This window comes from Paraburkholderia suaedae, from assembly GCF_040812055.1.
Lineage (GTDB): Bacteria > Pseudomonadota > Gammaproteobacteria > Burkholderiales > Burkholderiaceae > Paraburkholderia.
On record NZ_JBFOAH010000012.1, the window covers coordinates 128,520 to 150,015 of the forward strand.

The 21,496-nt window shown below is 65.6% G+C and carries 22 protein-coding genes and 1 pseudogene; 8 read left to right on the forward strand and 15 right to left on the reverse strand.

Translation table 11 applies throughout. From position 1 onward, the window contains the following. The first annotated feature begins 360 nt into the window (after positions 1 to 360). Positions 361 to 1,611, forward strand: a complete 1,251-nt coding sequence (locus ABQJ48_RS18090) for an arsenic transporter (RefSeq protein WP_367839372.1) — start codon at positions 361 to 363, stop codon at positions 1,609 to 1,611. A gap of 116 nt (positions 1,612 to 1,727) precedes the next feature. Here the strand turns inward: ABQJ48_RS18090 and ABQJ48_RS18095 are convergent, their stop codons facing one another. From ABQJ48_RS18095 to ABQJ48_RS18105, 3 genes are all read right to left on the reverse strand, one after another. After that, complete coding sequence (locus ABQJ48_RS18095) at positions 1,728 to 2,636, reverse strand: formate/nitrite transporter family protein (protein WP_367839373.1); 909 nt, start codon at positions 2,634 to 2,636, stop codon at positions 1,728 to 1,730. Continuing rightward, positions 2,633 to 2,878, reverse strand: coding sequence for a hypothetical protein (locus ABQJ48_RS18100; protein ID WP_367839374.1), 246 nt, complete (start codon positions 2,876 to 2,878; stop codon positions 2,633 to 2,635). The genes ABQJ48_RS18095 and ABQJ48_RS18100 overlap by 4 nt, the downstream gene beginning before the upstream one ends. Positions 2,879 to 3,186: 308 nt before the next feature. Next, on the reverse strand, positions 3,187 to 3,519 hold the full coding sequence (locus ABQJ48_RS18105) for a hypothetical protein (protein WP_367839375.1): 333 nt from the start codon (positions 3,517 to 3,519) through the stop codon (positions 3,187 to 3,189). 473 nt (positions 3,520 to 3,992) lie between these two features. Between ABQJ48_RS18105 and ABQJ48_RS18110 the strand changes: the two genes are divergently transcribed. From ABQJ48_RS18110 to ABQJ48_RS18120, 3 genes are all read left to right on the forward strand, one after another. Further along, a complete protein-coding gene (locus ABQJ48_RS18110) occupies positions 3,993 to 4,286 on the forward strand; it encodes an EF-hand domain-containing protein (protein WP_367839376.1) in 294 nt (97 codons plus the stop codon). A gap of 363 nt (positions 4,287 to 4,649) precedes the next feature. Next, on the forward strand, positions 4,650 to 5,360 hold the full coding sequence (locus ABQJ48_RS18115; RefSeq protein ID WP_367839377.1) for a response regulator: 711 nt from the start codon (positions 4,650 to 4,652) through the stop codon (positions 5,358 to 5,360). Continuing rightward, a complete protein-coding gene (locus tag ABQJ48_RS18120; RefSeq protein WP_367839378.1) occupies positions 5,357 to 6,709 on the forward strand; it encodes an ATP-binding protein in 1,353 nt (450 codons plus the stop codon). The genes ABQJ48_RS18115 and ABQJ48_RS18120 overlap by 4 nt, the downstream gene beginning before the upstream one ends. A gap of 294 nt (positions 6,710 to 7,003) precedes the next feature. Here the strand turns inward: ABQJ48_RS18120 and ABQJ48_RS18125 are convergent, their stop codons facing one another. The 3 genes and pseudogenes from ABQJ48_RS18125 to ABQJ48_RS18135 all read right to left on the reverse strand — a co-directional run. Further along, on the reverse strand, positions 7,004 to 7,270 hold the full coding sequence (locus tag ABQJ48_RS18125) for a hypothetical protein (RefSeq protein ID WP_367839379.1): 267 nt from the start codon (positions 7,268 to 7,270) through the stop codon (positions 7,004 to 7,006). Between the two features lie 99 nt (positions 7,271 to 7,369). Beyond that, positions 7,370 to 7,702: a DUF1634 domain-containing protein gene (locus ABQJ48_RS18130; RefSeq protein ID WP_367839380.1), complete on the reverse strand. Its 333-nt coding sequence runs from the start codon at positions 7,700 to 7,702 to the stop codon at positions 7,370 to 7,372. Further along, a pseudogene (locus tag ABQJ48_RS18135) lies at positions 7,699 to 7,980 on the reverse strand (TSUP family transporter); the annotation flags it as partial. The pseudogene ABQJ48_RS18135 and the gene ABQJ48_RS18130, both read right to left, overlap by 4 nt. Positions 7,981 to 8,688: 708 nt before the next feature. On the opposite strand from ABQJ48_RS18135, the gene ABQJ48_RS18140 reads away from it, so the two are divergent. From ABQJ48_RS18140 to ABQJ48_RS18150, 3 genes are all read left to right on the forward strand, one after another. Beyond that, complete coding sequence (locus tag ABQJ48_RS18140) at positions 8,689 to 8,829, forward strand: hypothetical protein (protein WP_367839381.1); 141 nt, start codon at positions 8,689 to 8,691, stop codon at positions 8,827 to 8,829. Between the two features lie 118 nt (positions 8,830 to 8,947). Then, the gene (locus ABQJ48_RS18145; protein WP_367839382.1) at positions 8,948 to 10,612 is read left to right on the forward strand and encodes an NRAMP family divalent metal transporter; all 1,665 of its coding nucleotides are present in this window, start codon (positions 8,948 to 8,950) and stop codon (positions 10,610 to 10,612) included. Between the two features lie 267 nt (positions 10,613 to 10,879). After that, positions 10,880 to 11,578: an MgtC/SapB family protein gene (locus tag ABQJ48_RS18150; RefSeq protein WP_367839383.1), complete on the forward strand. Its 699-nt coding sequence runs from the start codon at positions 10,880 to 10,882 to the stop codon at positions 11,576 to 11,578. A gap of 172 nt (positions 11,579 to 11,750) precedes the next feature. Here the strand turns inward: ABQJ48_RS18150 and ABQJ48_RS18155 are convergent, their stop codons facing one another. The 4 genes from ABQJ48_RS18155 to coxB form a co-directional block, all read right to left on the reverse strand. Next, positions 11,751 to 13,076, reverse strand: a complete 1,326-nt coding sequence (locus ABQJ48_RS18155; RefSeq protein ID WP_367839384.1) for a ferredoxin reductase family protein — start codon at positions 13,074 to 13,076, stop codon at positions 11,751 to 11,753. A 94-nt stretch (positions 13,077 to 13,170) separates the two neighbouring features. Beyond that, positions 13,171 to 13,509 carry a hypothetical protein gene (locus ABQJ48_RS18160; protein ID WP_367839385.1) on the reverse strand — a complete coding sequence of 113 codons (339 nt, stop codon included), beginning with the start codon at positions 13,507 to 13,509 and terminating at the stop codon, positions 13,171 to 13,173. Then, positions 13,506 to 15,950, reverse strand: coding sequence for a cytochrome c oxidase subunit I (gene ctaD, locus ABQJ48_RS18165; RefSeq protein ID WP_367839386.1), 2,445 nt, complete (start codon positions 15,948 to 15,950; stop codon positions 13,506 to 13,508). Before ctaD ends, ABQJ48_RS18160 begins: the two co-directional genes overlap by 4 nt. After that, positions 15,947 to 16,624: a cytochrome c oxidase subunit II gene (gene coxB, locus ABQJ48_RS18170; protein ID WP_367839387.1), complete on the reverse strand. Its 678-nt coding sequence runs from the start codon at positions 16,622 to 16,624 to the stop codon at positions 15,947 to 15,949. The genes ctaD and coxB overlap by 4 nt, the downstream gene beginning before the upstream one ends. Positions 16,625 to 16,684: 60 nt before the next feature. Here coxB and ABQJ48_RS18175 point away from each other — a divergent pair, with 60 nt between their 5' ends. Next, positions 16,685 to 17,197: a DUF2231 domain-containing protein gene (locus ABQJ48_RS18175; protein WP_367839388.1), complete on the forward strand. Its 513-nt coding sequence runs from the start codon at positions 16,685 to 16,687 to the stop codon at positions 17,195 to 17,197. Here ABQJ48_RS18175 and ABQJ48_RS18180 read toward each other — a convergent pair. From ABQJ48_RS18180 to ABQJ48_RS18200, 5 genes are all read right to left on the reverse strand, one after another. Beyond that, positions 17,161 to 17,673 (reverse strand): CopD family protein, encoded by a 513-nt coding sequence (locus tag ABQJ48_RS18180; RefSeq protein WP_367839389.1) that lies wholly within the window; start codon positions 17,671 to 17,673, stop codon positions 17,161 to 17,163. The genes ABQJ48_RS18175 and ABQJ48_RS18180 overlap by 37 nt on opposite strands. After that, positions 17,670 to 18,395, reverse strand: a complete 726-nt coding sequence (locus ABQJ48_RS18185; protein ID WP_367839390.1) for a cytochrome c oxidase assembly protein — start codon at positions 18,393 to 18,395, stop codon at positions 17,670 to 17,672. Before ABQJ48_RS18185 ends, ABQJ48_RS18180 begins: the two co-directional genes overlap by 4 nt. 315 nt (positions 18,396 to 18,710) lie before the next feature. Next, entirely contained in the window at positions 18,711 to 20,195 is a 1,485-nt protein-coding gene (locus ABQJ48_RS18190) for a CHASE2 domain-containing protein (RefSeq protein WP_367839391.1), read from the reverse strand. 38 nt (positions 20,196 to 20,233) lie between these two features. Beyond that, positions 20,234 to 20,851, reverse strand: coding sequence for an OmpA family protein (locus ABQJ48_RS18195; RefSeq protein WP_367839392.1), 618 nt, complete (start codon positions 20,849 to 20,851; stop codon positions 20,234 to 20,236). Further along, positions 20,848 to 21,351, reverse strand: a complete 504-nt coding sequence (locus ABQJ48_RS18200; RefSeq protein ID WP_367839393.1) for a FecR family protein — start codon at positions 21,349 to 21,351, stop codon at positions 20,848 to 20,850. The genes ABQJ48_RS18195 and ABQJ48_RS18200 overlap by 4 nt, the downstream gene beginning before the upstream one ends. Positions 21,352 to 21,496 lie beyond the last annotated feature (145 nt).

Below are 21,496 nucleotides of genomic sequence, written 5' to 3' on the forward strand. Positions count from 1 at the left end.
GTGACAGCAGATGACGGAGACGGCGCTGCGCCGGTCGTGTGGCGGGCGCCAAACCGTAATAGTACCTTGCTGCGGGGGCGCGGCTCGCACCTGAAACAGAGTGCTCACGGCTCCACGCCGCGTTTGCCGCCACTGTGTGACGCGAGCTTGCGTGAAGCATGGAGTGTGGACGACGCATCGATCGGGCATGCGGTTGCCAGCCAGGCCGACGAACACGCAATAGCCGGATGCCAAAGAAGAGAGGGGTTGTCGCGCTGACGCCAATCTGAATCAAATGCGCTCGCGCTGTGGTAATTTTCCGGCTGGCTTGCCACGAGACCGCATAAGCAGGCACGCAACTCATCTTCCAGGACCTACGCTGTGAATTCTGTTTTCCTCTCTTGGAGCATCGCGGCGCTCGCCACCGCCGGCGTCATCGCGCGGCCGTTCAAATGGCCCGAGGCCGTCTGGGCCGTTGCCGGCGCGCTGCTGCTGGTGTCGCTCGGACTGTTGCCGGTGCATCTGGCCATCGAGGCGATCGGCAAGGGTACCGACGTCTACCTGTTCCTGTTCGGCATGATGCTGCTGTCCGAAGTGGGCCGCCGCGAAGGGCTGTTCGACTGGGTCGCCGTGCTCGCGGTGAACCACGCGCAAAGCTCGCCGCGCAAGCTCTTCGTGCTGGTGTACCTGGTCGGCGTGGTCATCACCGCGTTTCTGTCGAACGACGCTACCGCGGTCGTGCTCACGCCCGCCGTGTTCGCCGCCGCGAAGAAAGCGAAGACGCCGCCGCTGCCGTTGCTGTTCATCTGCGCGTTCGTCGCCAACGCGGCGAGTTTCGTGCTGCCCATTTCGAACCCGGCCAACATCGTGCTGTACGGCAACCACACACCCGCGCTCGGTCCGTGGATGCTGCGCTTCACGCTGCCCTCGGTACTGTCGATCGCCGCGACATATGCGATGTTGCGCTGGACCCAGCGTGACGCGCTCGCGGGCGCGTGCGAGGCGAATCTCGAAGCGCTCGAACTGTCGTCGAGCGGACGGGTCGCGCTGGCGGGCATCGCGGTGACGGCGGGCGTCCTGCTGACGGTCTCCGCGTACGACATCCCGCTCGGCATGCCGACCGCGATACTCGGCACGCTGACCGCGCTGGTGGTGCTGGTGCTGGAGCGCAAATCGCCGCTGCCCATGATCAGCGAAATCTCGTGGAGCGTGCTGCCGCTCGTCGCGGCGCTGTTCGTGCTGGTCGAGATGCTCGATCACACCGGGGTGATCGCGGCGCTCGCCGCGACCCTGCGGCGCGCGACCGAGCACAACGAAATGGCGACGGCGGGATGGGCCGGCGCGCTGATCGCATTCGGCAGCAATCTGATGAACAACTTGCCGGCCGGCCTGATCGCCAGCTCGACCGTGATTCAGGCGCACAGTCCCGAGCGCGTGATCGACGCGCTTCTGATCGGGGTCGATCTCGGTCCGAACCTGTCGATCACCGGCTCGCTCGCGACCATTCTGTGGCTCAACGCAATTCGCCGCGAGGGCGAAGACGTGAGCTTCATGAAATTCCTGAAGGTCGGCGCGCTCGTGATGGTGCCGCCCCTCGTGCTCGCGCTCGGCGCACGGCTGCTGACTGGTTGAGGGGGCGGCGCCTGCCGGCGTGATGCGCCGCCGCCTGCCCGGTCGCCGCACGCATTCGCCCATGCGGCGGCCGAGCGGCGCAGCAGCAAAAGCTTGGAAACGCACCATGCGGCGTCTCAGCGGTTACCGCCGATCTCCGGCGCGATCGCCGCATGATTGAGCAGCGCGACCAGCGTCATGCCGCCGATGATGTTGCCCGCGAGCGTCGGCAACAGGAAGCGCAACAAGTAGTCGGGCAGGCTGGCGTCGCCGGCGAGAAACGCGTAAGCCACTTCAGTCGATCCCGCAATGATGTGCGACAGATGGCTCACGGCCACCACATAGGTGATCAGCAAAACGGTCAATAGCCGCGCGGACCTGGCGCTCGGCAATAGCCACACCATCAGCGCGATGAGCCAACCGGCGAAGATCGCGCGCACGAAAACAGGCAGTGCCTGCGGCGGGCCGAGCGCCGCGCGCGACAGCTCGCCGAGCGAATTCGCGACGGCCGGAGAAAAGACTTCAGGAATCCTTAGCATCGCCGCGAATACCCACGTGCCGATCAGGTTGAAGAACAGCACGACGATCCACAGGCGCAACGCCTTGAAAAAGGTCGGCATATCGCGTCGCGTCAATACCGGCAGGACGACCGTCAAGGTGCTTTCGGTAAACAGTTGCTGCCGCCCCATGATGACCAGCACGAAGCCCATCGAGTAGCCGACGCTCGCGACGAGATGGCGCCAGGACTCGTCCGGCAATCCGGCTTGCAGCACCGCTTGGGTGAGAAACGAGAAGCCCATCGACAAGCCCGCCGCCAATGACGACCACATCAGCGCGCCGAAGGTCCTCTCGAGCGCGGCTTCGCCTTCCGCACGAACGATTTCATGCAGGATCAGCGCATGCGGCGCTGTATGGTGGGCGGCCTGATCCTGTTCGCCCTCGTCCAGATGCGGCGAGTCCGCGCCCGCATCCTGTGCGCGTGGGCCCCGGTTGTCGCTCTCCGCCGTCGCTCGTTTTGCCTGTTTTTCTTTCAATCCCTGCGTCATGGCTGGGCCGCCGGCGAATGGCGCGGTGACCCGATGCCCGCGGTTTGTTCGGACTCGCAAAGCGAGCGCAACGTCGCTTCCAGCCGCGCGATGCGAGCGCGCTGCGCCGGCATCAACGACGCGCGGTGCAGGGCGCACAGGCGCTGATGCCAATAGGAGAGCGGAAAGCGGTCGCGTGTGGAGATCAGCCCGAAGACAACTTCGAGGTGAGCGATTTCCTTGTCTATGTCGTGATAACTCATTTGATGTTTGCGGCGAAGTAGGGAAGCTCGGTGTCAAGACGGCGGCAAATGCCCACAAGGTGGGTAGCAAGGCCTGTTCCCAACCGACGCGCCCGTCGTTGGTCGCGCAACGAAGCCTCCACGCGAGCAGGCCGACGGTCCTCTCTCGCCGGGCTTCGACAATGGGCAACGACAGACGGGAGTTATCAGGCTGGCGGTGGGGAGCTCGTCCTACGCAAGGCTCGACTGTTGTGCGGAAACGGACACATAAGCCACGCGTAGGCGCGGCCGGCCGGATGCAGCGAGCCGCTCGCAAGCCGATGCGCGCGTCAGCGCGGGATCGCGATGACCGGCTGCGCGTAGGTCACCACAGGCGCGGGCGCGTAGTTGGGCGGCGGCCCGACGACGTTGGTATCGAGCGCAGCCGGCTTGATCGGCGCAACGGTAACGGACACCGCGGCGGCCACCGCAGCGGGAGCCGCGACGGGCGGTGGAGCCGTCACGTACGCAACATTCAGCGGCAGGCAGCAGTAGACCGGCCGCGGCGGCGGCGCGTAGACCATGGCGGCGGGCACGTACACGACGACCCTGGCAAACGCGGTGGATGAGCAGGCGAGCCCGAGGGCGGTAAGGGTGGAAGCGCAGGCAAGACGAATAGTCACTGGGTACTCCTAAGACGTTGAGCGGCGCGTGTCCTGTTGAAACGACGCGCCGCCGGTCCGGCTTTGCGCGGACGCTCAGCCGTTGCGTGGTGCGCTCGTGGCGCGGGCGGCAAGAACGCTGCATACGCTGCTGGCGATGCTGTACTGCGTTCTGCCGGCAGACGAAAGATACGCAACGCAGGGTCGAAACGACACCGCAAACTGATTTCATTCGATGTCACGGCGCGGCTCGCTGCAGGCATGAGGCCGCGGGCACAGTTATGCGCCGATGTATGAAGCGCGTGCTGCAATGCGCACGCGAGGCGCGTGCGCCCGCTGCGCTGCGCGCAAAAAGCCGTGACACAAGTCGACATGATTGCGCGATTGCCATCCGGCGACGCATCCACAAGAATTCGGCCTGTCATCGACGCGGATCGCGGCACGAGCAGGCGACGCCCGATGAATCAGGTGAAGATCAATCGAAGGAGTAGGTCATGAAGAAGTTGCTCGCCGCCATGCTGCTGTGCTGCGCATCCACCGTCACGTTCGCTCAGAGCGCCGCGCCGCAGGGCGTCAACCCCCAGCGGATGGAACGGATGGCGCAGCAGTTGCAAATGCGCTTTTCGAACGCCAACACCACGCACGACGGCAAGCTCACCCGGCAGCAGGCCGAGGCGGGCATGCCGAGGGTGGCCCAGCATTTCGACGAAATCGATACGCAGAAGGCCGGCTATATCACCTTGCCGCAAATCGAGGCATTCATGGTGGAACGCGGCGCAGCGCACTGAGCCGCGCCGGCATCGGCGAGATAGCGATCCCGAGGCAGCAGACCACGCGACACGCTGGCCGCGTCCGCGCGCGCGTCGGATGCTCATAGCCCGCGCTCAAACGGTTGCGGCAGACTATGATGTGATGACCTCGTTCATGCTCATTCCCGGTGCTGCGCCGCTCGCGAGCGCGACCGGTGCCAGCATGAGCGCGCGCGGTTCGCTTGCTATTCGCGGCATTTTCAGCGATGGCCGCTGGTGCCCGCAGCGCCGTGCCGTGGGTCCCGTCGTTGTGCGTGCCGTCGAGCGGCTTTCTGCGACGTGATCGGGCAAACGAGGCAGTACCTGAGGCGTCGCCCGACGCTTGAACCGAGGAGCTTTCGCATGGATCGCCCCGCCAGGATCATCGTGCTCGACGACGAAGTCGAACTGCGCAACATGCTGCAGCGGTTTTTGCGCAGCCACGGCTTCGACGTGCGCGTCGCCGAGGACAGCAGGCGTCTGGACCGTTACCTGGAGCGCGAGCCGTTCGATCTGCTGGTGCTCGACCTGATGATCGGCGAAGAGGACGGCCTGCAGATCTGCGCGCGCTTGCGCGAGCAGGGCCAGACCTTGCCGATCCTGATGCTGACCGCGAAGGGCGATCCGCTCGACCGCGTGGTCGGCCTCGAAACGGGCGCGGACGACTATCTCGCCAAACCGTTCCTGCCGCGCGAACTGGTGGCGCGTATCAACGCGCTGCTGCGCCGTCAGAAGATCGCATCGGGCGATGTCACCGTGAGTTCGCAAAGCGTGAGCTTCGGCGACTTCACGCTCGATGTGAGCAAGCAGGAGCTCTCGCGCGCGGGCGTGCCGCTCGAGATCCACTCGGCGCAGATGCTGCTGCTGGTCGCGCTGGCGTCGTCGCCGAACCGGCCGGTGAGCCGCGACAACCTGCTCGCGCGTGCGCGCGGGCGCGATCATGACGCGCTCGATCGCAGCATCGACGTGCAGGTACTGCGGCTACGGCAGATCGTCGAGCAGGACCCGTCCAAGCCGCGGTTCATCAAGACGGTGTGGGGCGTCGGCTATATGCTGGCCGCGGACGTCGAGTGACCGCCCGCTCGCTGCTGCGTCGGGCGCTGCCGCGCACGCTGCTTGCGCGCAATATCGCGCTCTTGATCGTGCTCGTGATGCTGAGCCAGGTGTGCTCGCTAGGCGTGCTGCTGCATTACGTGCAGCGGCCTCGGGTCGAGCGTGCGGCAGCCGTCTTCGCCGTCTACGTGACCACGCTCGACGCGGTGCTGCGCGCTACGCCGCGAGACACGCGCCGCGCGGTCACAGCGCGGCTCGACGCGCGCGCCCAACTGCCGCCGGAGGCCACCGAGACACCGCCGCGGAGCCTTTCACACGCCTATCTGAGCTACCAGCGCGACACTTTTCTCGACAGCCTGCGCGCGCATCTACCCGCCGACATGCCGGCGCGCTGGCAAGCCGGACGCGCACAACACCTGTGGATTCGCATGCACGCACCGGCCGACGCGCCGCAAGCGCCGTACTGGATCGCGTTGCAGATTCCCGAAGACGCGCAAGGCAACGGACTCGAAGCGGCGATCTTCCTGTCGCTCGGACTGAGCGCGCTCGCTGCGCTGGCGGGCTACGCAATCCAGCTTCACCTGAACGAGCCGCTGCAGGAACTGACGCGCGCGGCGCGCCGCGTGAGCGCCGGCGAAACCCCCGCGCCGCTGCCCACCGACGGCCCCAGCGAAATCGCGGCGGTCAGCAGTGCTTTCAATCAGATGACGCACGCGTTGCAGGAAGCCGACGCGACCCGCGCACTGATGCTGGCAGGCATTTCGCACGACATCCGCACGCCGCTCACCAAGCTCCGTCTGTCGATGGCGATGGCGATGCCGCACGGCAGCGACAGCAGTTTTGTGATCGCCGCCGAATCGTATCTCGAGCAGATCGAGACGATCTTGCAGCAGTTCATGGACTACGCGGGCAGCGGCGAGCGCGAGTCGCCGGTACCGGGCGATCTCAATGCGCTGATAGAACGGCTCGCGGGCGACTTCGCGGGACTGGGCCACGCGTTCGAGTTGTCGCTGGCGCCGCTGCCGGCGCTGCCGTATCGGCCGATCAGCATGATGCGGCTATTGATGAACCTGATGCAGAACGCGATCGTGTACGGCGGCAGCGGTCTCGCCGTGCGCACCTGGGCGAGCGCCGATGCGGTCACGGTCGCGGTGGGCGATCGCGGCAAAGGGCTGTCGGCCCAGGAGTTGGAGCGACTGAAAGCGCCGTTCCAGCGCGGCCGCAATGCGCGCGCGCATAGCGGCGGCACGGGGTTGGGGTTGTCGATCGTCGAGCGGATTGCGCGGCTGCATGGCGGCAGCCTGCAGTTTCATCCGCGCGAGGGCGGCGGGCTGGAAGTGTGGGTGGTGTTGCCCGTGACGGCCGGCTGACGGGCCGCGCCGGGTCGCGGCGGCTCGCACAGAACCGCGCAGGGCCACACAGGACCGCGCAGGACCGCGGCGCAGGGCCACGCGAGTTGCGCAGGGACGCACAGGGCCACGCCGGGCCGCGCAGGCCCACGCGAATTGCGCCGGGACGCGCAGGGCCACGCCGGGCCACGCGAATTGCGCAGGAACGCACAGGGCCACGCCGGGCCGCGCGAATTGCGCAGGGACGCACAGGGCCGCGCAGGGCCACGGGGCCGTGCGGCCACGCGCGCCCGGCTCGTTCGCCTGGCGCGGCGCTCACTCGCGGTCCAGCCACGCATCCAGGCCGACGCGGAACGCCACGCCCGCGATCACCGGCACGGTCATCATCAGGATGATGCCGAAGTTGGGCACCGGGTCGCCATACATGATCGTGCCGTACAGCACGAAGGTGGCGACGATCGCGAACACCACCACGCCCACGGCGACCATCAGCAGATTGCGCGCGGTGATGGACAGCGTCTTGCGCTTGAGCTCGCCCGGCCTGGCGCGGGTGGTGGGGGCTTCTTCGTGATGGGCAGGCATGATGGTTCTCGGGCTGAAAAATGCATGGGAGCGACGCTATATGGTGCTTCGACGAGGGCGCGCGAGGCATCATACCCGCACGCGCTGCGGCCGCGCGAATCACGCCGCGCCGACCAGCAGTCCCGCCGCGACGATCGCCCGCACCAGCGCGGCAATCGCGCTGAACCGGTAATCGCGTTGATGCAGGAACACGCCTAACATCAATATAAGCTGCATTAGCGGCAGCAGGACGAAAAGCGCGATTCCCGCCGTCACGATCGACATGCCGGCCGACGCCGCAGGGGCTGCGCGCTGCGTGCCGAGCCCGGCCGGCGCCGACAGCGCGACTGCGAGGCCGGCTGCGATCGTGCCGCTGGCAATCCACGTGCCGTAATGCAGCAGGTTCGCCAGCCACCGTTCCAGCCACGCGCCGGCCCGTGCGGCGGGCGTCATGCCGACACCCCGAACAGATGGACGCCGAACGCTTCGAGCAGCATCTGCACGGCCAGCGCCGGGACTATCGCGACGAACAGCACGCGCAGCCGCTCGTTGGACACGCGCATCAGCACCCGCGCGCCAAGCACCGCGCCGGCGACGGAGCCCAGCGCCACCGGCCCGGCGATCGCGCTCACGATGTCGCCGCGCAGAAAGTACGCGCCGGCGCTCGCGGTCACGCCGATCATGAAGTTCGACGTGGCCGATGAGACCTTGATGGGCAGACGCAGCGCTGTCCTTGGCGTCAAGCTGCGTTTCATGGCTCCCGTTCGCCGCTTCGGTTCACGGTTTCGGTTCACGAGCGGCCTTTTGCCGTGGTCCGTCAGTTTCCGTTTGTCCCGGCATTTTCCTGTCGTGGCGCAGGAGCAATCCTGCGGCCGCTAGCTCGCGATGCGCGACCGTTGTATGTTGGTTCTACTGAACGACGCCTGTTGACTCCCGGTTCCGTTAGTGCCTACAATTTCGGAATCTTCACAAGCGGGGGCTCACGCCTTGGAAACCTGCAGTAGTCGATTTTCGAACTGTTTCGCTGCCTGACCGGCAGGACGTCCGCGCTTTCCTCTCTTAGCCGCCGTCTTGCCATCTGGCAGACGGTGCGCGCATAGCAACACCTCCCGTGCATGCACCTTGATTAGCGCCATCTGGACGCAGCATTGACGCGTCCGCATGGCTAATGCGTTGCGAGTGCCAACTCGCGGCCGCGTCGCCTCGCGCCTTTTTAAATCGTTGGCGCGACCGAACGCGTGGGTCAACGCGCGTATCAACCGCGCAAAGCAAACAAGGAGCCGCCATGCCTGACAGTGACAGTTGTCCCTTATGCCACTCACTCATTCCTTTGCCTGAGGAAAGCGAGTAGACACCTGTCGCTGCGCGCCCGGCGCGCCCGACCTCCGCGTCTGCTGGCTTTCCGCGAACCGCGTCAAGCCAGACGCACGGAGAAACACATGAACTTCTGCCTCCTGCTGTCGCAGCTGCCCCAAGTCGAGCAATCGCGCAGCCACTACGACGCCATGCTCGCGCTGCACGTGCGCGAGCCGCGCAAGATTGCCGTCCTTTGGCAACGCGTCAAAGCCCTCATGTCCTAAGTCCTCGCGCTCTGTCGACCCTACGCACGCGAGGCCGTCGTTCGACGGCACATCCGCAAGCGTAGGCCGCAGAAGCGCGACGTCATGTCAATCAACGATTCTTATAGAAGAGAACAATATGTCCACACCTGCAAACGTCTCGCCGCCACGCGGCGCGGTGCTGGATGACGCCCACGTCGGCGACATCAAGGGCGCTTTCGGCACGATCGCTCATCACGACACGGCCCCCCGTCATACCTGGTGGGCACGTCTGCGCACGCTGCTTGCGATCGTCGGCCCCGGCCTCATCGTGATGGTGGGCGATAACGACGCCGGCGCATTCGGCACCTACACGCAGGCCGGCCAGAACTACGGCACCACGCTGCTGTGGACGCTCTTGCTGCTCGTGCCGGTGCTTTATGTGAACCAGGAAATGGTATTGCGGCTGGGCGCAGTGACCGGCGTCGGCCATGCCCGCTTGATCTTCGAGCGCTTCGGCAAGTTCTGGGGCGCTTTCAGCGTCATCGATCTGTTTCTGCTCAATGCGCTCACCATCGTCACGGAGTTCATCGGCATCACGTTTGCCCTCCAGTATCTTGGCCTGCCCAGGGTGCTCGGGGTGGGCATCGCCGCCGTGCTGACGATGGCCGCGGTCAGTACGGGCGACTTTCGGCGCTTCGAACGTTTCGCGATCGTCCTGTGTCTGTTGAGCCTGCTGCTCGTGCCCGTGCTCGTGTCGATTCATCCGCCGATGAGCCAGATCGCGCATGACCTGTTCGTGCCCGGTTGGCCAAAGGGATCGAAGCTTTCCGACGTCATGCTGCTCGTGATCGGCATCGTCGGCACGACCATCGCGCCGTGGCAACTGTTCTTTCAGCAGAGCTATGTGATCGACAAGCGCATCACGCCGCGCTTCATGAAATACGAGAAGGCGGATCTGTGGATCGGCATCGTGTTCGTCATGATCGGCGCAATTGCGATGATCGCGTTTTGCGCGGCGCTTTTTTCGGGCCGGCCGGAGTTCGGCAATTTCACCGATGCGGGCGGCGTCATCGAGGGCCTGCACAAGTACGTCGGCCGCACGTCGGCGACGATCTTTGCGGTCGCACTGCTCGACGCGTCGGTCATCGGCGCCGCAGCGGTGTCGCTCTCCACGGCCTACGCAATGGGCGACGTATTCAGGATTCGCCATTCGCTGCATCGCAGCGTATTCGACGCGAAGGGATTCTACCTGGTCTACTTCGGCATCATCGCGCTGTCCGCCGCGCTGGTGCTGATTCCGGGCAGTCCGCTTGGCCTGTTGACGGTTGCCGTCCAAACGCTCGCGGGCGTACTGCTGCCTAGCGCGACCGTGTTCCTGCTGCTGTTGTGCAATGACCAGGCCGTGCTCGGGCCGTGGGTCAATTCGAGGCGGCTGAGTCTCTTTACGGGCGCGGTGATCTGGGTGCTTGTGGTGCTCTCGATCGTCCTGACCGCGGCGACCGTATTCCCCGACATGTCGGGGGACACGATTGTCTGGATTCTCGTCGGCGGCAGCCTGCTGGCGCTCGTCGCCTACGCCGGCTGGGGACTGCTGCGCAAGGCGAGCGGCGACTCGACCGCTGACGATGGCCCGCAGCCCAGCAAGCTGACCCATGCCGAGCTGAAAGAGATCCGCGCGTCCTGGCGCATGCCGTCACTCGATCAGTTGCCGCCGGCGCGACTCACCCTGTCGAACCGGATCTGGATGGGCGTACTGCGAGGCTATCTGGTGATCGCCGTCGCGCTGGTCGTCGTGAAGGTCGTGCAAAGCGCGCTTGCCTGACGATTTGACGCCCGATGCCGAGACCCTGGCGTCCGGACAGGCATTGGGCAGTATCGGCCGCCAAGTCGAGCAGGCACGCCGCGCGATGCTCGTTCAGATGCATCGCGCGGTAGACCTGGTTTGCCGTGAGGCCTTGGCGAGGCCTGCAACGTCACGGTCCCGGTGTCAGAAATGCGACGCACGAAAGTGCCATACTAGCGGGCCTTGCAGGCCGCATTGCTCTGGCCGCGCACGTCGTCACCGATGCCCTTTCTGTCGAGACCCGGAATGACCCTGGAGTTCGTCTGGCGGCTGCTCGCCGCTTTCGCGTGTGGTGTCGCCATCGGCCTGGAACGGCAGATGCGCCAGCGTACGGCGGGGCTGCGCACAATCACGCTCGTTGCAAGTGGCGCATGCCTGTTCGTCTCGCTCGGGATGCTCATGGGTTCCGGCGTCACGCAGATCGCTGCCTATGTCGTGTCCGGTGTGGGCTTCCTCGGCGGCGGCGTCATCATGCGAGACAAGGGTTCCATACAAGGAGTCAACACTGCGGCTACGCTCTGGTGTGCTGCGGCCGTCGGCGTGCTGTCAGGCACCGGTCACTTTGGACCTGCGATCGCGGGAACGCTTGTCGTGCTGCTCACCAATACCGTGCTGCGGGAAGTCAGCCGCGCAATCAATTCAGCGCCCGTCTCGAATGCTGACGTGGTGCGCGAGTATCAGTTGTCGGTCGTCTGCAGGGAAGAAGACGAAGTCCACATTCGTGCGGTCTTGTCCAACGCAATGTATGCCGAGCCATTGTCGTTCCAGAGTCTGGCGAGTCGCGACTGTGACGGCCAGCCGCCGCGACTCGAGGTCACGGCGAGGTGCCGCGCCCATCCAGGGAATCAGGCGAGACTCGAGCAGATTGCGAGCCGCCTGAGTATGGAAAAAGGCGTCTCCAGCGTGAGCTGGTCCGCCAGCGAAGCGGAGCCTGCCCCCGAATGATTGTTTGGCCAGACACACAGATACACGCGCTTCAGTCGTGTCCGGCGTGAGCGGTCGCAGCTAACGCATGGAAGCCGTGCGCAAGAACGCGAATAGCAGCGACAGCGCCACCACGATCACAATCGTCGCAACAGCCAGGCGGTTAGCGAACAAGCGTCGCATCGCAACTCTCCTAAACGAAGCTGTAGCGCTCGGAATGATAGCGGGCGAGTGGCACCTTCATCTCGCCGAGCGCGGTTTCGATCGCGTCCATCATCACGTCGGGTCCGCAGATGAAGTACTCGTGCGCCGCGTACTGCGGCGGCAGATGCCGCATGAACACCTCGGCGGTGATGCGTCCGCTTTCGCCGGTCCAGCCTTCGGGCGGTTGCGAGAGCACATAGACCACCTTCAGATCGAGCCGCGTTGTCAGCGTCTCCAGCTCTTCGCGAAAGGTCAGCGAGTCCCAGGTCTTGCTGCCGTACAGCAGCACGAGCGGGCGCGTGTCGCCGCGATCGGCGAGCGTGCGGATCATGCTCATCATCGGCGTGATGCCGATGCCGCCCGCGATCAGCACATGCATATCCGTCGGATTGCCGATCGTGAACGCCCCATACGGTCCGTCGAGATACACCCGCTGCCCAACAGTCACCGTCTTCACGGCGCTAGTGAAATCGCCGAGTTCGCGTATCGTCATCTCGACGCGGCCGTCCGCGGCCTGGGCGCTCGACGAAAACGAAAACGGATGACCGGTGATGCGAAACGGACTCGCCCATAACGTGAGCCAGCCGAACTGCCCAGGCTTGAAACGGAAGCCCGCATGTCCGTCGGGCAGCATCACGAGCGTGGTCGTATCGCCGCGTTCCGCGCTTACTTCGGAGACTCGGTAAGGACGCCGCAGCATGAAAAGCGGCTTGAAAAGCCGCACATAGAACAGCAGCCCGACCCAGAACAGCGTCATGCCGATCCACAGCGTGCGCTTGAGCGGATCGACCAGATAGAAGCCCCAGCCGACCATGTGCAGCAGGCCGGCGCCGATTGCGACCAGCGCGAGCACGATATGCGACAGATGCCAAAGCTCGTAACGGATCTTCAACTGCCGACGCCACAGCGCCGTGACGACCAGCAGGATCAGCGAGCCTATCGATAGCACTGCGAAGCGCGCGCCCCACGGGATATCCCACACCGAATCCGGCAGCGCGAGCGACGGCGAGCGGATCGCGAGCAATATCAGCGGATGGGCGACGACGAGTCCGACTGCCATCAGCGAGATGCGCCGGTGAAAATGATAGATGACGTCCTCGCCCCACGGTTCGGTCACGTGCCGAAAGCGCGCGGTGAGGCCAAATTGCAGTCCCATCATCGCAAGGCCGCTATAGCCGAGGGCCACCGAGAACTCGGTGCCGAAGTTGCGCGCGGGCGGCAGCTTGCCCGCGAGCAGCGCGAACAGCGGCGCGAGAATGAACAGCAGATAGATGGCGGACCAGATGGCCTTGCGTACGAGATCGCGATACTGCATGAAGTCCCTTTCTGTTTAAACAGCACAGAGCAGCAAAGCGGTTCGAGCGGCCCGTGGCGCGGGCCCTCGTAGCCGCCGGCCGAAGCCGCGAGCGTCAGACGCACGTGGTCAGCAAAAGCGCGGGCGCGAAGGTGATGAGCGTCGCGACCAGCGCCGCGATCAAAGTCCAGATGACGACCGTCTGCATGAACGTGCTGATGCGCTCGGGGCCCGGGTCGCGCGCTGCGGCGGCGCGATAGCGCCACAGCCAGCCAATCGCCACCAGGTGCGCGAGCAGCACGAGCGCGAGGCTTACGCGCAGCGGGCCGGCGGACCAGCCGAACGCACAGCCGGTCGCGTGCAGCGCATACAGCGCCGCTAGCGCGACGCACCAGATCGTGAAGCCCACGGCGAGCCACCACAAGCGCCGCGGTGCAAGCGCGGGTTCGTTCATGGTCTGGCTCCCAGCATCGTCACCAGCGCGGGCAACGCGAGCACGAGGCCCAGCGCGATGATGCCCGTCCCCAGCGTGTAGTCGACCCATAAGCGCGTGAGGCGCAGGTCCGTGAGCCGCCGTGGCGAAACGAAACCGGCCCCGATGCGCAGCACGTTGCTGGTCAGAAACAGCAGCCCGATGCCGGCATGAATCCCGACATAAGTGAGCAGCGCGGCGGCCGTTGCGCCGAGCGCATGCTCGCGCGGATGCGGCGTGACGCCGCCGATCAGTGCGACGTCGGCGGCAATGGCGATCACCAGCGCGAGCACCGTGACGAGCGCGAGCAGGCGGCTCGGCTCGGGTGTCACGGCGGCCGGCCAGTTCGGCGCGGCGATCCACAGATAGAACGTGCCGAACACCAGCGACGTGAACAGCGTGCCGTTCGCGACCAGCGTGCACACCAGCGCGAGCCAGGCCGGCGCGCCGGCCACTTCCGTATGCGGCGGCACGCTGATGCCGCGTCCCACCGGCAGCGGTCCGTAGTCACGCGCATGACCGGCGCTCTGGCCGGCGTAGATGAACAGGCCAAAGGTCACGAACGCGAGCGCGAGCGACAGCAGATAGAACTTGAACAGCATCGCCAGCACCGCCGCGCAAGTCACGAGCGCCGTGACGAGCGGCAGATACGTCGAGCGCGGCAGCACGATCAGTTGCTCGGGTTCGCCCGAGGTCATATGCACGCCGAGCGTCTCCTGCCAGCCATAGCGCGTGAAGCCGAGATAGCCGTCGCCGCGCGCGAGCCGCGCCGCGAGCTGACCCGGCGCGACGCCTTCGGTTTCGTCGCCGATGCGCGGAATCGACGCGAACGCATACGGCGCGGGTGGAATCGGCATGGCCCATTCGAGCGTCGTCGAGTCCCACGGATTGCGCCGCACGCGCCGTCCGTAGCGCAGTTGCACGATGATGTCGATGGCCACCAGCGCGAAGCCGATCGTCATCACGAAGCCGCCCACCGATGACAGCAGATTGAGCCAGTTCCAGCCCTCGTCGCCGCGATAGGTGAACACGCGCCGCGGCATGCCGAGCAGGCCCGTCAGATGCATCATGAAAAACGTCATGTTAAAGCCGATGAAAACCAGCCAGAAGGCCGGCAGCGACAGCTTGTACACGGCGGTGCGGCCCGTCAGCAACGGCAGCCAGTAGTAGAACGCGGCGAGCATTGGAAAGGCCAGCGCGCCGGCCACCACATAGTGCAGGTGCGCGACGACGAAGTAGGTGTCGTGCGCCTGCCAGTCGAACGGCACCATCGCGAGCATCACGCCGGTCAGCCCGCCCGCCGTGAACACGAAGAAGAAGCCGAACACGTACAGCATCGGCACGTCCCAGCGCGGTCGGCCGTGCGACAGCGTGGCGAGCCACGCGAAGAACTGGATCGCGGTCGGCACCGCGACGATTGCCGAGCCCGCCGAGAAAAACGCGAGCGCGAGGTGCGGAATGCCCACCGTGAACATGTGGTGCACCCAGATCCCGAAGCTCAGGAAAGCCAGCGCGATGATGGCGACGACGATGGCCCGATAGCCAACCAGCGGCCGCCGCGCGAACACGGGGATGATGGTCGAGAGTACGCCGGCCATCGGCAGGAAGATGATGTAGACGTCCGGGTGGCCGAACAGCCAGAACAGATGCTGCCACAGCAGCGCATCGCCGCCGCGCCGCGGATCGAAGAAGGGCAGGTCGAACGCGCGCTCCACTTCGAGCAGGATCGAGCCGAGGATCAGCGGCGGAAAGGCCACGATCATCATCATCGCGGTGACGAGGATGTACCACGCGAAGATCGGCATGCGCTCGAGCGACATGCCGGGCGCGCGCATCTTGAGGATCGACACGACGATCTCCATCGCGAGCGACAGCGCCGAAATCTCGACAAAGGTGATGCCGAGCAGCCACACGTCGGCGTTGATGCCCGGCGTGTAGACGTTCGAGCTGAGCGGCGTGTACATGAACCAGCCGCCGTCGGGCGCGGCGCGCAGGATCAGCGAGACCGTCAGGATCGTGCCGCCCAGCAGATAGCACCAGTAGCCGTACGCGGTGAGGCGCGGAAACGCGAAGTCGCGCGTGCCGAGCATTTTCGGCGTGAGGTAGACCGCGAAGCTCTCCACCATCGGAATCGCGAACAGGAACAGCATCATCGAGCCGTGCATCGTGAAGACCTGGTTGTAGGTCTCCACGTCCATGAAGGCCGCCCGCGGCGTCGCGAGCTGCACGCGCGTGAGCATGCCCAGCACGCCGGCGATCGCGAAGAATACGAACGAGGTGATCATCATGCGCATACCGAGGACCGTATGGTTCACGGCGGCAAGCCGTTGCACGCCAGGTCCGGTGGCCCAGATCGCAGCAAGCTGGCGGTGCAGCCGCAGCGCGCTCAGGCGCTGTGACGGCGACTCGACGGGCACACTCATTTTTTCTCCTCCGCGCTGGTGGCCGCCTGCTTGACGGCGGCGTCAAAGTCTTCCGGACGATCGACGATCACCGTGAAGTGCATCCCTGCATGCCCGACCCCGCAAAACTGGTTGCATTGTCCTTCGTAGCGGCCGGGTTGATCGGCTTGCACGCGCACGCGCGTCGCGTGTCCGGGGACGGCGTCGATCTTGCCCGCGAAGCGCGGAATCCAGAACGCGTGCACGACGTCGTTGCTGGTGACGACGATATCGACGGGCGTGCCCGCGGGCAGATGCAACACGTTGTGAGTGAGCAGGCCGCCCTGGTCCGGATAGCGGAAGGTCCAGGTCCATTGTTGCGCAATCGCGTCGATGCGCGCGGGCGCGTGGCCCGGCAGCGGCAGCAGCCGCTCGCCGGCCAGGAGCGCATAGCCGATCAACGGGATCAGGATCACGGCGGGCAGCACAAGCCCGCCCAGGACGATCCAGCGCGCGGGCGACACGTGCGAGCCCCAGCCCGGGCGCCGCATCACCAGCGCGAACAGCGCCAGCACCATCGCGAACAGCAGCGCCGAGCCGGCCAGCATCGCCCACCACAGCCCCGCGATCGACGCCGCCGCGGGTCCGGACGGCGCGAGCGTCGACAGCGGCCCCGCGCAGCCGGACAACGCCACGATCATTCCGGCTTGGACCACTCCCCGCCAGCAGCTATGATGATTCGCAGGCTCACCCATTCGACGCGCGGAGGACGAACCATGGCAAGAAGAAACCATTCCGCATCTCATCCGAAAAGCGAAGTGCTGCTCGAGTTGGAGCGGCTCGATGCAGGTTCGGCCGTGGCCTTCGTCGGCCATCCGATCCACGTGATGATGGTGCACTTCCCGATCGCGTTCGTCGTCGCTACGCTGGGCGTGGACCTCATCTACTGGTGGTCGGGCGATCCGTTCTGGATCAGGGCGGGCCTGTGGGCGGCCGGCTTCGCATTCTGGAGCGGCGTGGCCGCGAGCCTCGTCGGCACGGCGGAACTGCTGCTCGTGCGCGGCATCCGCCTCAAGGAAGCAAGCTGGTCTCACGCGGTGGCTGCGATGACGCTCGTCGCGATCGCCGGGGCCAACTGGGGCGTGCGTCTTTACTATCCCGGGCAGATCCTGCCGCATGGGCTCGCGCTGTCGGCGCTCGCGTCGGTGATGACGGGCTTCGCCGGCTGGCATGGAGGCAAGCTCGTGTTCGATCATGGTGTCGGCATTCTGGTGTCGCCGAAGGAATGATGCAGCCATCGGGCGAGTCCGCCGGGCTCGAACAGATGCGCGGCGAACAGGGTTGAATCGAGGTGCGGCTTGGCGAGCACGACCCAGATGATCGCGACGATCACCAGCATGTAAGCGCTCGTCAGCGCGACCGACGACAGCCGGCCGAAATGTCCGTCGGGCATGAACAGATGCAGCATGACGAGGCCCGCCACGACGTGCAGCATCGCCATAATGCCGACCAGCAGCATCTTCAAGGAGAACCATTCGACGAAGGTGGCTTGCAGGAAGATGAGCGCGGTGCCGCTCGCAATCGCGATGAACGCAGCGGGCGAAGTCAGCCCCACATAAACCAGTCTCGTGATGCGGTGCAGCCGGTCGAGTTCGGAGCCGGGTGCGAGCGCGCGGCGCTGCCGGAACAGAAAGGGCAGCACGATCAGGCCGCCTGACCAGATTGCGATCGCGGCAAGGTGGATGAACTTGAGCAGGGTCGTCACAGGGCGGGCTCTCTGACGCGCAGGCTGGACCAGGCGATCCAGAGTCCCGCTGCGAGATAAGGGATCATCGCCAGCACCCACATCAGCAGGCCGGCGAGCTGCTGGTCGGCGAGCGGCGTGAGCCCCCACGCGGCGGTGCTGGCAAAATGCACGACGTACAGCGGCGCGGGCGCGAAGACAATCAACGCGCCCAGCAGACCCATCTGGCCGATCGTCGCGACCAGTGCCATCAGCGCGGCGCCCGTCTGCACCGACGGCGCGAACACGCCGCGCCACATCAGCCACGCGCTTGCGAGAAGCGTGGTCTGCATCAGCCAGTAAGCGGGCACGGTGGCGAGTCCCCATGCATAGGGGCCCGGCGCATGCCACAGCCACACGACGAGCGCATGCGCGGCCACTACGGGCACAAGCGGGGGATAGCCCAGGCGCGGCAGCGCAAACGCGCGCGCGAGCAACGGCGCGACGGCTGCAATCAGAATGATGTGATGCGTGACGCGCGCTGAGAACAAGGCCGAAGACAGCGCGCATAACGGCGAGACGAATACCACGAGCATCAGCGCAATCGCGCACCAGCCCGCGCGTCTATCGGCGCAGCGGCCGATGGCGACCACCAGCGCGAGCGCGGCGAGCGCCGCGAGCAGCAGCGGGTCGGTGTTCCAGCGCAGCCACAGATCGCCGGGGACGGCGGCCGGCCCGCAGTAGGCGACCACAAAAAAGGGCATGGCGCGCTATCTTCCGAGGGGCTGGTTGCCTCGACACGTGATCGGTTTTATTTTTCGCGACGGGTGCGCGTTCATCGATTGGCAGAACTGATTGCTGGACTGCACGCCCAACAGGAACCTTTTCGCATATGGCATCTCCGTCACCTCGCACGTCGATAGGTTGAACGCGTTGGAAGAACCGGGAAAATCGTCGAGACGGTTCGCGATCTGTGTGATCGTGCATGTACTGTAGTGCAAATCGGCTGCTTTGGGGTCAGCTAGCCAAAAAGAGCTCGTGGTGCGCCGCTTTTACAGCGACCTTACGGGCGCGTCGCGTCAGGCCTCGGGCGCTTTGCCCGCGCTGTTTTTGCCGGCTGCGTCGATTGGCGCGAGGGTGGGTTCAGCACCAGCCTGTTCGTGCTGATGGAGCAACGCGGGCGACAGAAAGCATCCCATGACCGCCGACGGGATGATGAAGATCGCCGCCGCGTCGACCAGCAGTCCGAAACGGATGAAAATGTAAAAACAGCACAGCAGATTGAGCAGATGCAGCGACAGCCCCGCCACCGCAACGCCCTTGGGGACGGCTTTGACAAATTCCGCGAGCCGCGATTTCTTGCGCGGCACATACCAGACGATCAGGAGACCGAATGTCATGATGAAGCTGCTCTCCGCCCATTTGAGCCAGGTGGGGCGGCGCAGGAAACGTCCGTCGAAGATCGTCTCGATCACCTGAGCCTGAATCTCGATACCCGGCACCAGTTCGCCCAGCGGTGTGGTGCGCATGTCGGTCACACCGGCGCCGGTGAGTCCGACCAGCACGAGCTTGTCGCGGATGCGCTCGGGGTCCACCTTGCCTTGCAGAAGTTCGCGTGCGGACACGTAGCGTTCCAGCGTCGAGCGGATCGATGCGAAATGCAGCCAGATGTCGCCGCCTGGTTGCGTGGGCACTTGCACGTCCGCAACGCCCACCGCCTGCACGCCCGAGGTGTCGGTATAGATATCGAGCGCCAACGAACCGGTGGCCACGCGCAGCATTTCCATCGGCAGGCTCGGCACCAACCGCTCGCCCAGCCCCTGCACGAGCGGTATATGCCGGACCACGCCCTGTTCGAGCGCCACGCTCAGCAGCGCTTGCCCGTGGGCCGCCGCTTGCAGTTCGGGCAGGCTCGCGAGCACGTAGTCGAAGCGCCGCACATGGTCCAGCGGATCGCCGCCGCGCACCCGAACCGGCGCAATGCGCAGCGTGGTGCGCGTGGCGAGCGCGGCGTGGTCGAGCGCCGCGGCGCCCAGAATGGTGGGTGCCGCGCGCAACGATCTGGCGAGGATCGCATCGTGGGTGGGCAGCGCCCGCAACGCGGCGGCCAGCGCCGCAGCTGTCTTCGGCAGATTGTCGGCGACCCGGTCGGGAGACGTCTGATCCGGCTCGGGCATGTAGATGTCCAGGCCGATGGCGAGCGGCTTGTACGCCGCGATCGCATCGATCAGGCCCGCGAGCCGGTTGCGCGGCCACGGCCATTGGCCGACGCTCGCCAGCGTCTGTTCGTCGATCTCGACGATGGTGACGGGCTGCGTCGCCGGAATGCGGGGGTAGTGACGTTGATATTGATCGAACAGGACCTGGCGGGCCGTTTTGAAAGAGTCTGGCAGCGCGTCGTCGAGCGTGTCGACGAAAGCGGGACGCGGGATGTCGCTCGGCCATTCGCTCGTCAGGTTCAACAGGCTCAGCCCGAACAGCACCACCAATGCCACCGGGCGCCCCTGAACCGCCTTCAGCAGTTTTCCGATCCGCTCACGCCATGCGTCGTAGTCGCGTTTCATCGAAGGCAAGGGCATTTAGCGGCGATGAGCGGGCGGGGTCATTGAATCGTGATGACGACCCGCCGGTTCATCCGGTTGGGAACGCCGTCCGCGGTCGGGACGAGCGGCTCGCGCTTGCCCCAGCCGGCGACCTCTATCTGCCGCGCAGCAATGCCTTGTTTGACGAGGAATGCTGCGGCGCTCCGGGCCCGCCGCAACGACAGCCGGTCGTTGAACGCCTGCGAGCCGGCGCGATCGGTGTGGCCGATGACCACCACCTGAGGCGCGGGCCACGTAGCCAGCACGGCTTTCAGCTTCTCGACCGTGGCTGGGGATTGCGGCGCAAGTTCGGTGGCCGAGTCGAACAGGAAGAACAGGGTGAATGTCATCGGGCGGGGCGGGCGGGCCGCGAGCAGTGGGCCATAGCGGGCCTGCACGCTGGACTGGCTGTCCATGGTGTTTGCCATGGTGCCGCTCTGCGCGACGTCGACGCCGGCATAAGCCTTGTCGATGATCTGCTCGCCGTTCGCGGTGTGGACCACGACCGCGCCGACCTTGCCTTCCGGATCGGGCAACAGAATGATTTTGTCCGGCGGCGTGCTGCAGCCGGCGAGCCAGGCCAGCGTGACGCATGCCACCGCCGACACGAGGCGCCGAGGTGGGAAGACGGCTGTCAACGGGCACGCTCCCCTTTGTCACCGACTTCGATGATGAATGCCGTGCCGCGCACGCCCAGCGTGGTGGTCGGCGTTCTGAAGCGGACCGAGTCCGGGTTCGCGTGGGCCAGTTTGCCGGAGATCACCGAAAGCGAACCGCGTTTGACGCTTGCATGGAGCACGCCGTCATGGGTCGTGCTGTTGAACGCGAACTGGTCGAGTTCGAGCGTGGTGTTGGCGCCGGCCGAGAGTTGGGTCGTGTCGCGCAGCGTGATGCCGACGGACGATTCAGGGCCCGTCACGACGCGATCGCTGCTGTACACCTCGCTGCCGACGGCGGCGACCGAGCTGGAACCGGCCCGCTCGATCCGCACGGTGCCCTTCACGGTCTTGACGACGCCAGCGGCATGGGCGGGATTGGCGGTGCCGGCGACGTCGGCTGCGTGCGCATTGGCGGCAGCCATGCAGCCGCAGGTCAGCACCAGCACACGAAAGACGTTGGCGATGGACGGGAGAGACATCGGTGGCACCTGTTGGCGTGAGCGCTTCTTTCCACGGGGCAGCGCGGCTTGCCGTTGTCGACGTGGTGTCGTGACCGATATGGGCTCGACTGCTCATAGAGCCTGGGCTGGTGTCGAGTACGCGCAAAAGGCATCCTGGGGAGGC

Coding starts and splice junctions, on each gene's coding strand:
- ABQJ48_RS18150 (WP_367839383.1), top strand. CDS start 10,880: ATGACCCTGGAGTTCGTCTGGCGGCTGCTCGCCGCTTTCGCGTGTGGT.
- ABQJ48_RS18175 (WP_367839388.1), top strand. CDS start 16,685: ATGGCAAGAAGAAACCATTCCGCATCTCATCCGAAAAGCGAAGTGCTG.
- ctaD (WP_367839386.1), bottom strand. CDS start 15,950: ATGAGTGTGCCCGTCGAGTCGCCGTCACAGCGCCTGAGCGCGCTGCGG.
- ABQJ48_RS18200 (WP_367839393.1), bottom strand. CDS start 21,351: ATGTCTCTCCCGTCCATCGCCAACGTCTTTCGTGTGCTGGTGCTGACC.
- ABQJ48_RS18145 (WP_367839382.1), top strand. CDS start 8,948: ATGTCCACACCTGCAAACGTCTCGCCGCCACGCGGCGCGGTGCTGGAT.
- ABQJ48_RS18115 (WP_367839377.1), top strand. CDS start 4,650: ATGGATCGCCCCGCCAGGATCATCGTGCTCGACGACGAAGTCGAACTG.
- ABQJ48_RS18140 (WP_367839381.1), top strand. CDS start 8,689: ATGAACTTCTGCCTCCTGCTGTCGCAGCTGCCCCAAGTCGAGCAATCG.
- ABQJ48_RS18185 (WP_367839390.1), bottom strand. CDS start 18,395: ATGCCCTTTTTTGTGGTCGCCTACTGCGGGCCGGCCGCCGTCCCCGGC.
- ABQJ48_RS18110 (WP_367839376.1), top strand. CDS start 3,993: ATGAAGAAGTTGCTCGCCGCCATGCTGCTGTGCTGCGCATCCACCGTC.
- ABQJ48_RS18190 (WP_367839391.1), bottom strand. CDS start 20,195: ATGAAACGCGACTACGACGCATGGCGTGAGCGGATCGGAAAACTGCTG.
- ABQJ48_RS18130 (WP_367839380.1), bottom strand. CDS start 7,702: ATGACGCCCGCCGCACGGGCCGGCGCGTGGCTGGAACGGTGGCTGGCG.
- ABQJ48_RS18160 (WP_367839385.1), bottom strand. CDS start 13,509: ATGAACGAACCCGCGCTTGCACCGCGGCGCTTGTGGTGGCTCGCCGTG.
- ABQJ48_RS18095 (WP_367839373.1), bottom strand. CDS start 2,636: ATGACGCAGGGATTGAAAGAAAAACAGGCAAAACGAGCGACGGCGGAG.
- ABQJ48_RS18100 (WP_367839374.1), bottom strand. CDS start 2,878: ATGAGTTATCACGACATAGACAAGGAAATCGCTCACCTCGAAGTTGTC.
- ABQJ48_RS18125 (WP_367839379.1), bottom strand. CDS start 7,270: ATGCCTGCCCATCACGAAGAAGCCCCCACCACCCGCGCCAGGCCGGGC.
- ABQJ48_RS18155 (WP_367839384.1), bottom strand. CDS start 13,076: ATGCAGTATCGCGATCTCGTACGCAAGGCCATCTGGTCCGCCATCTAT.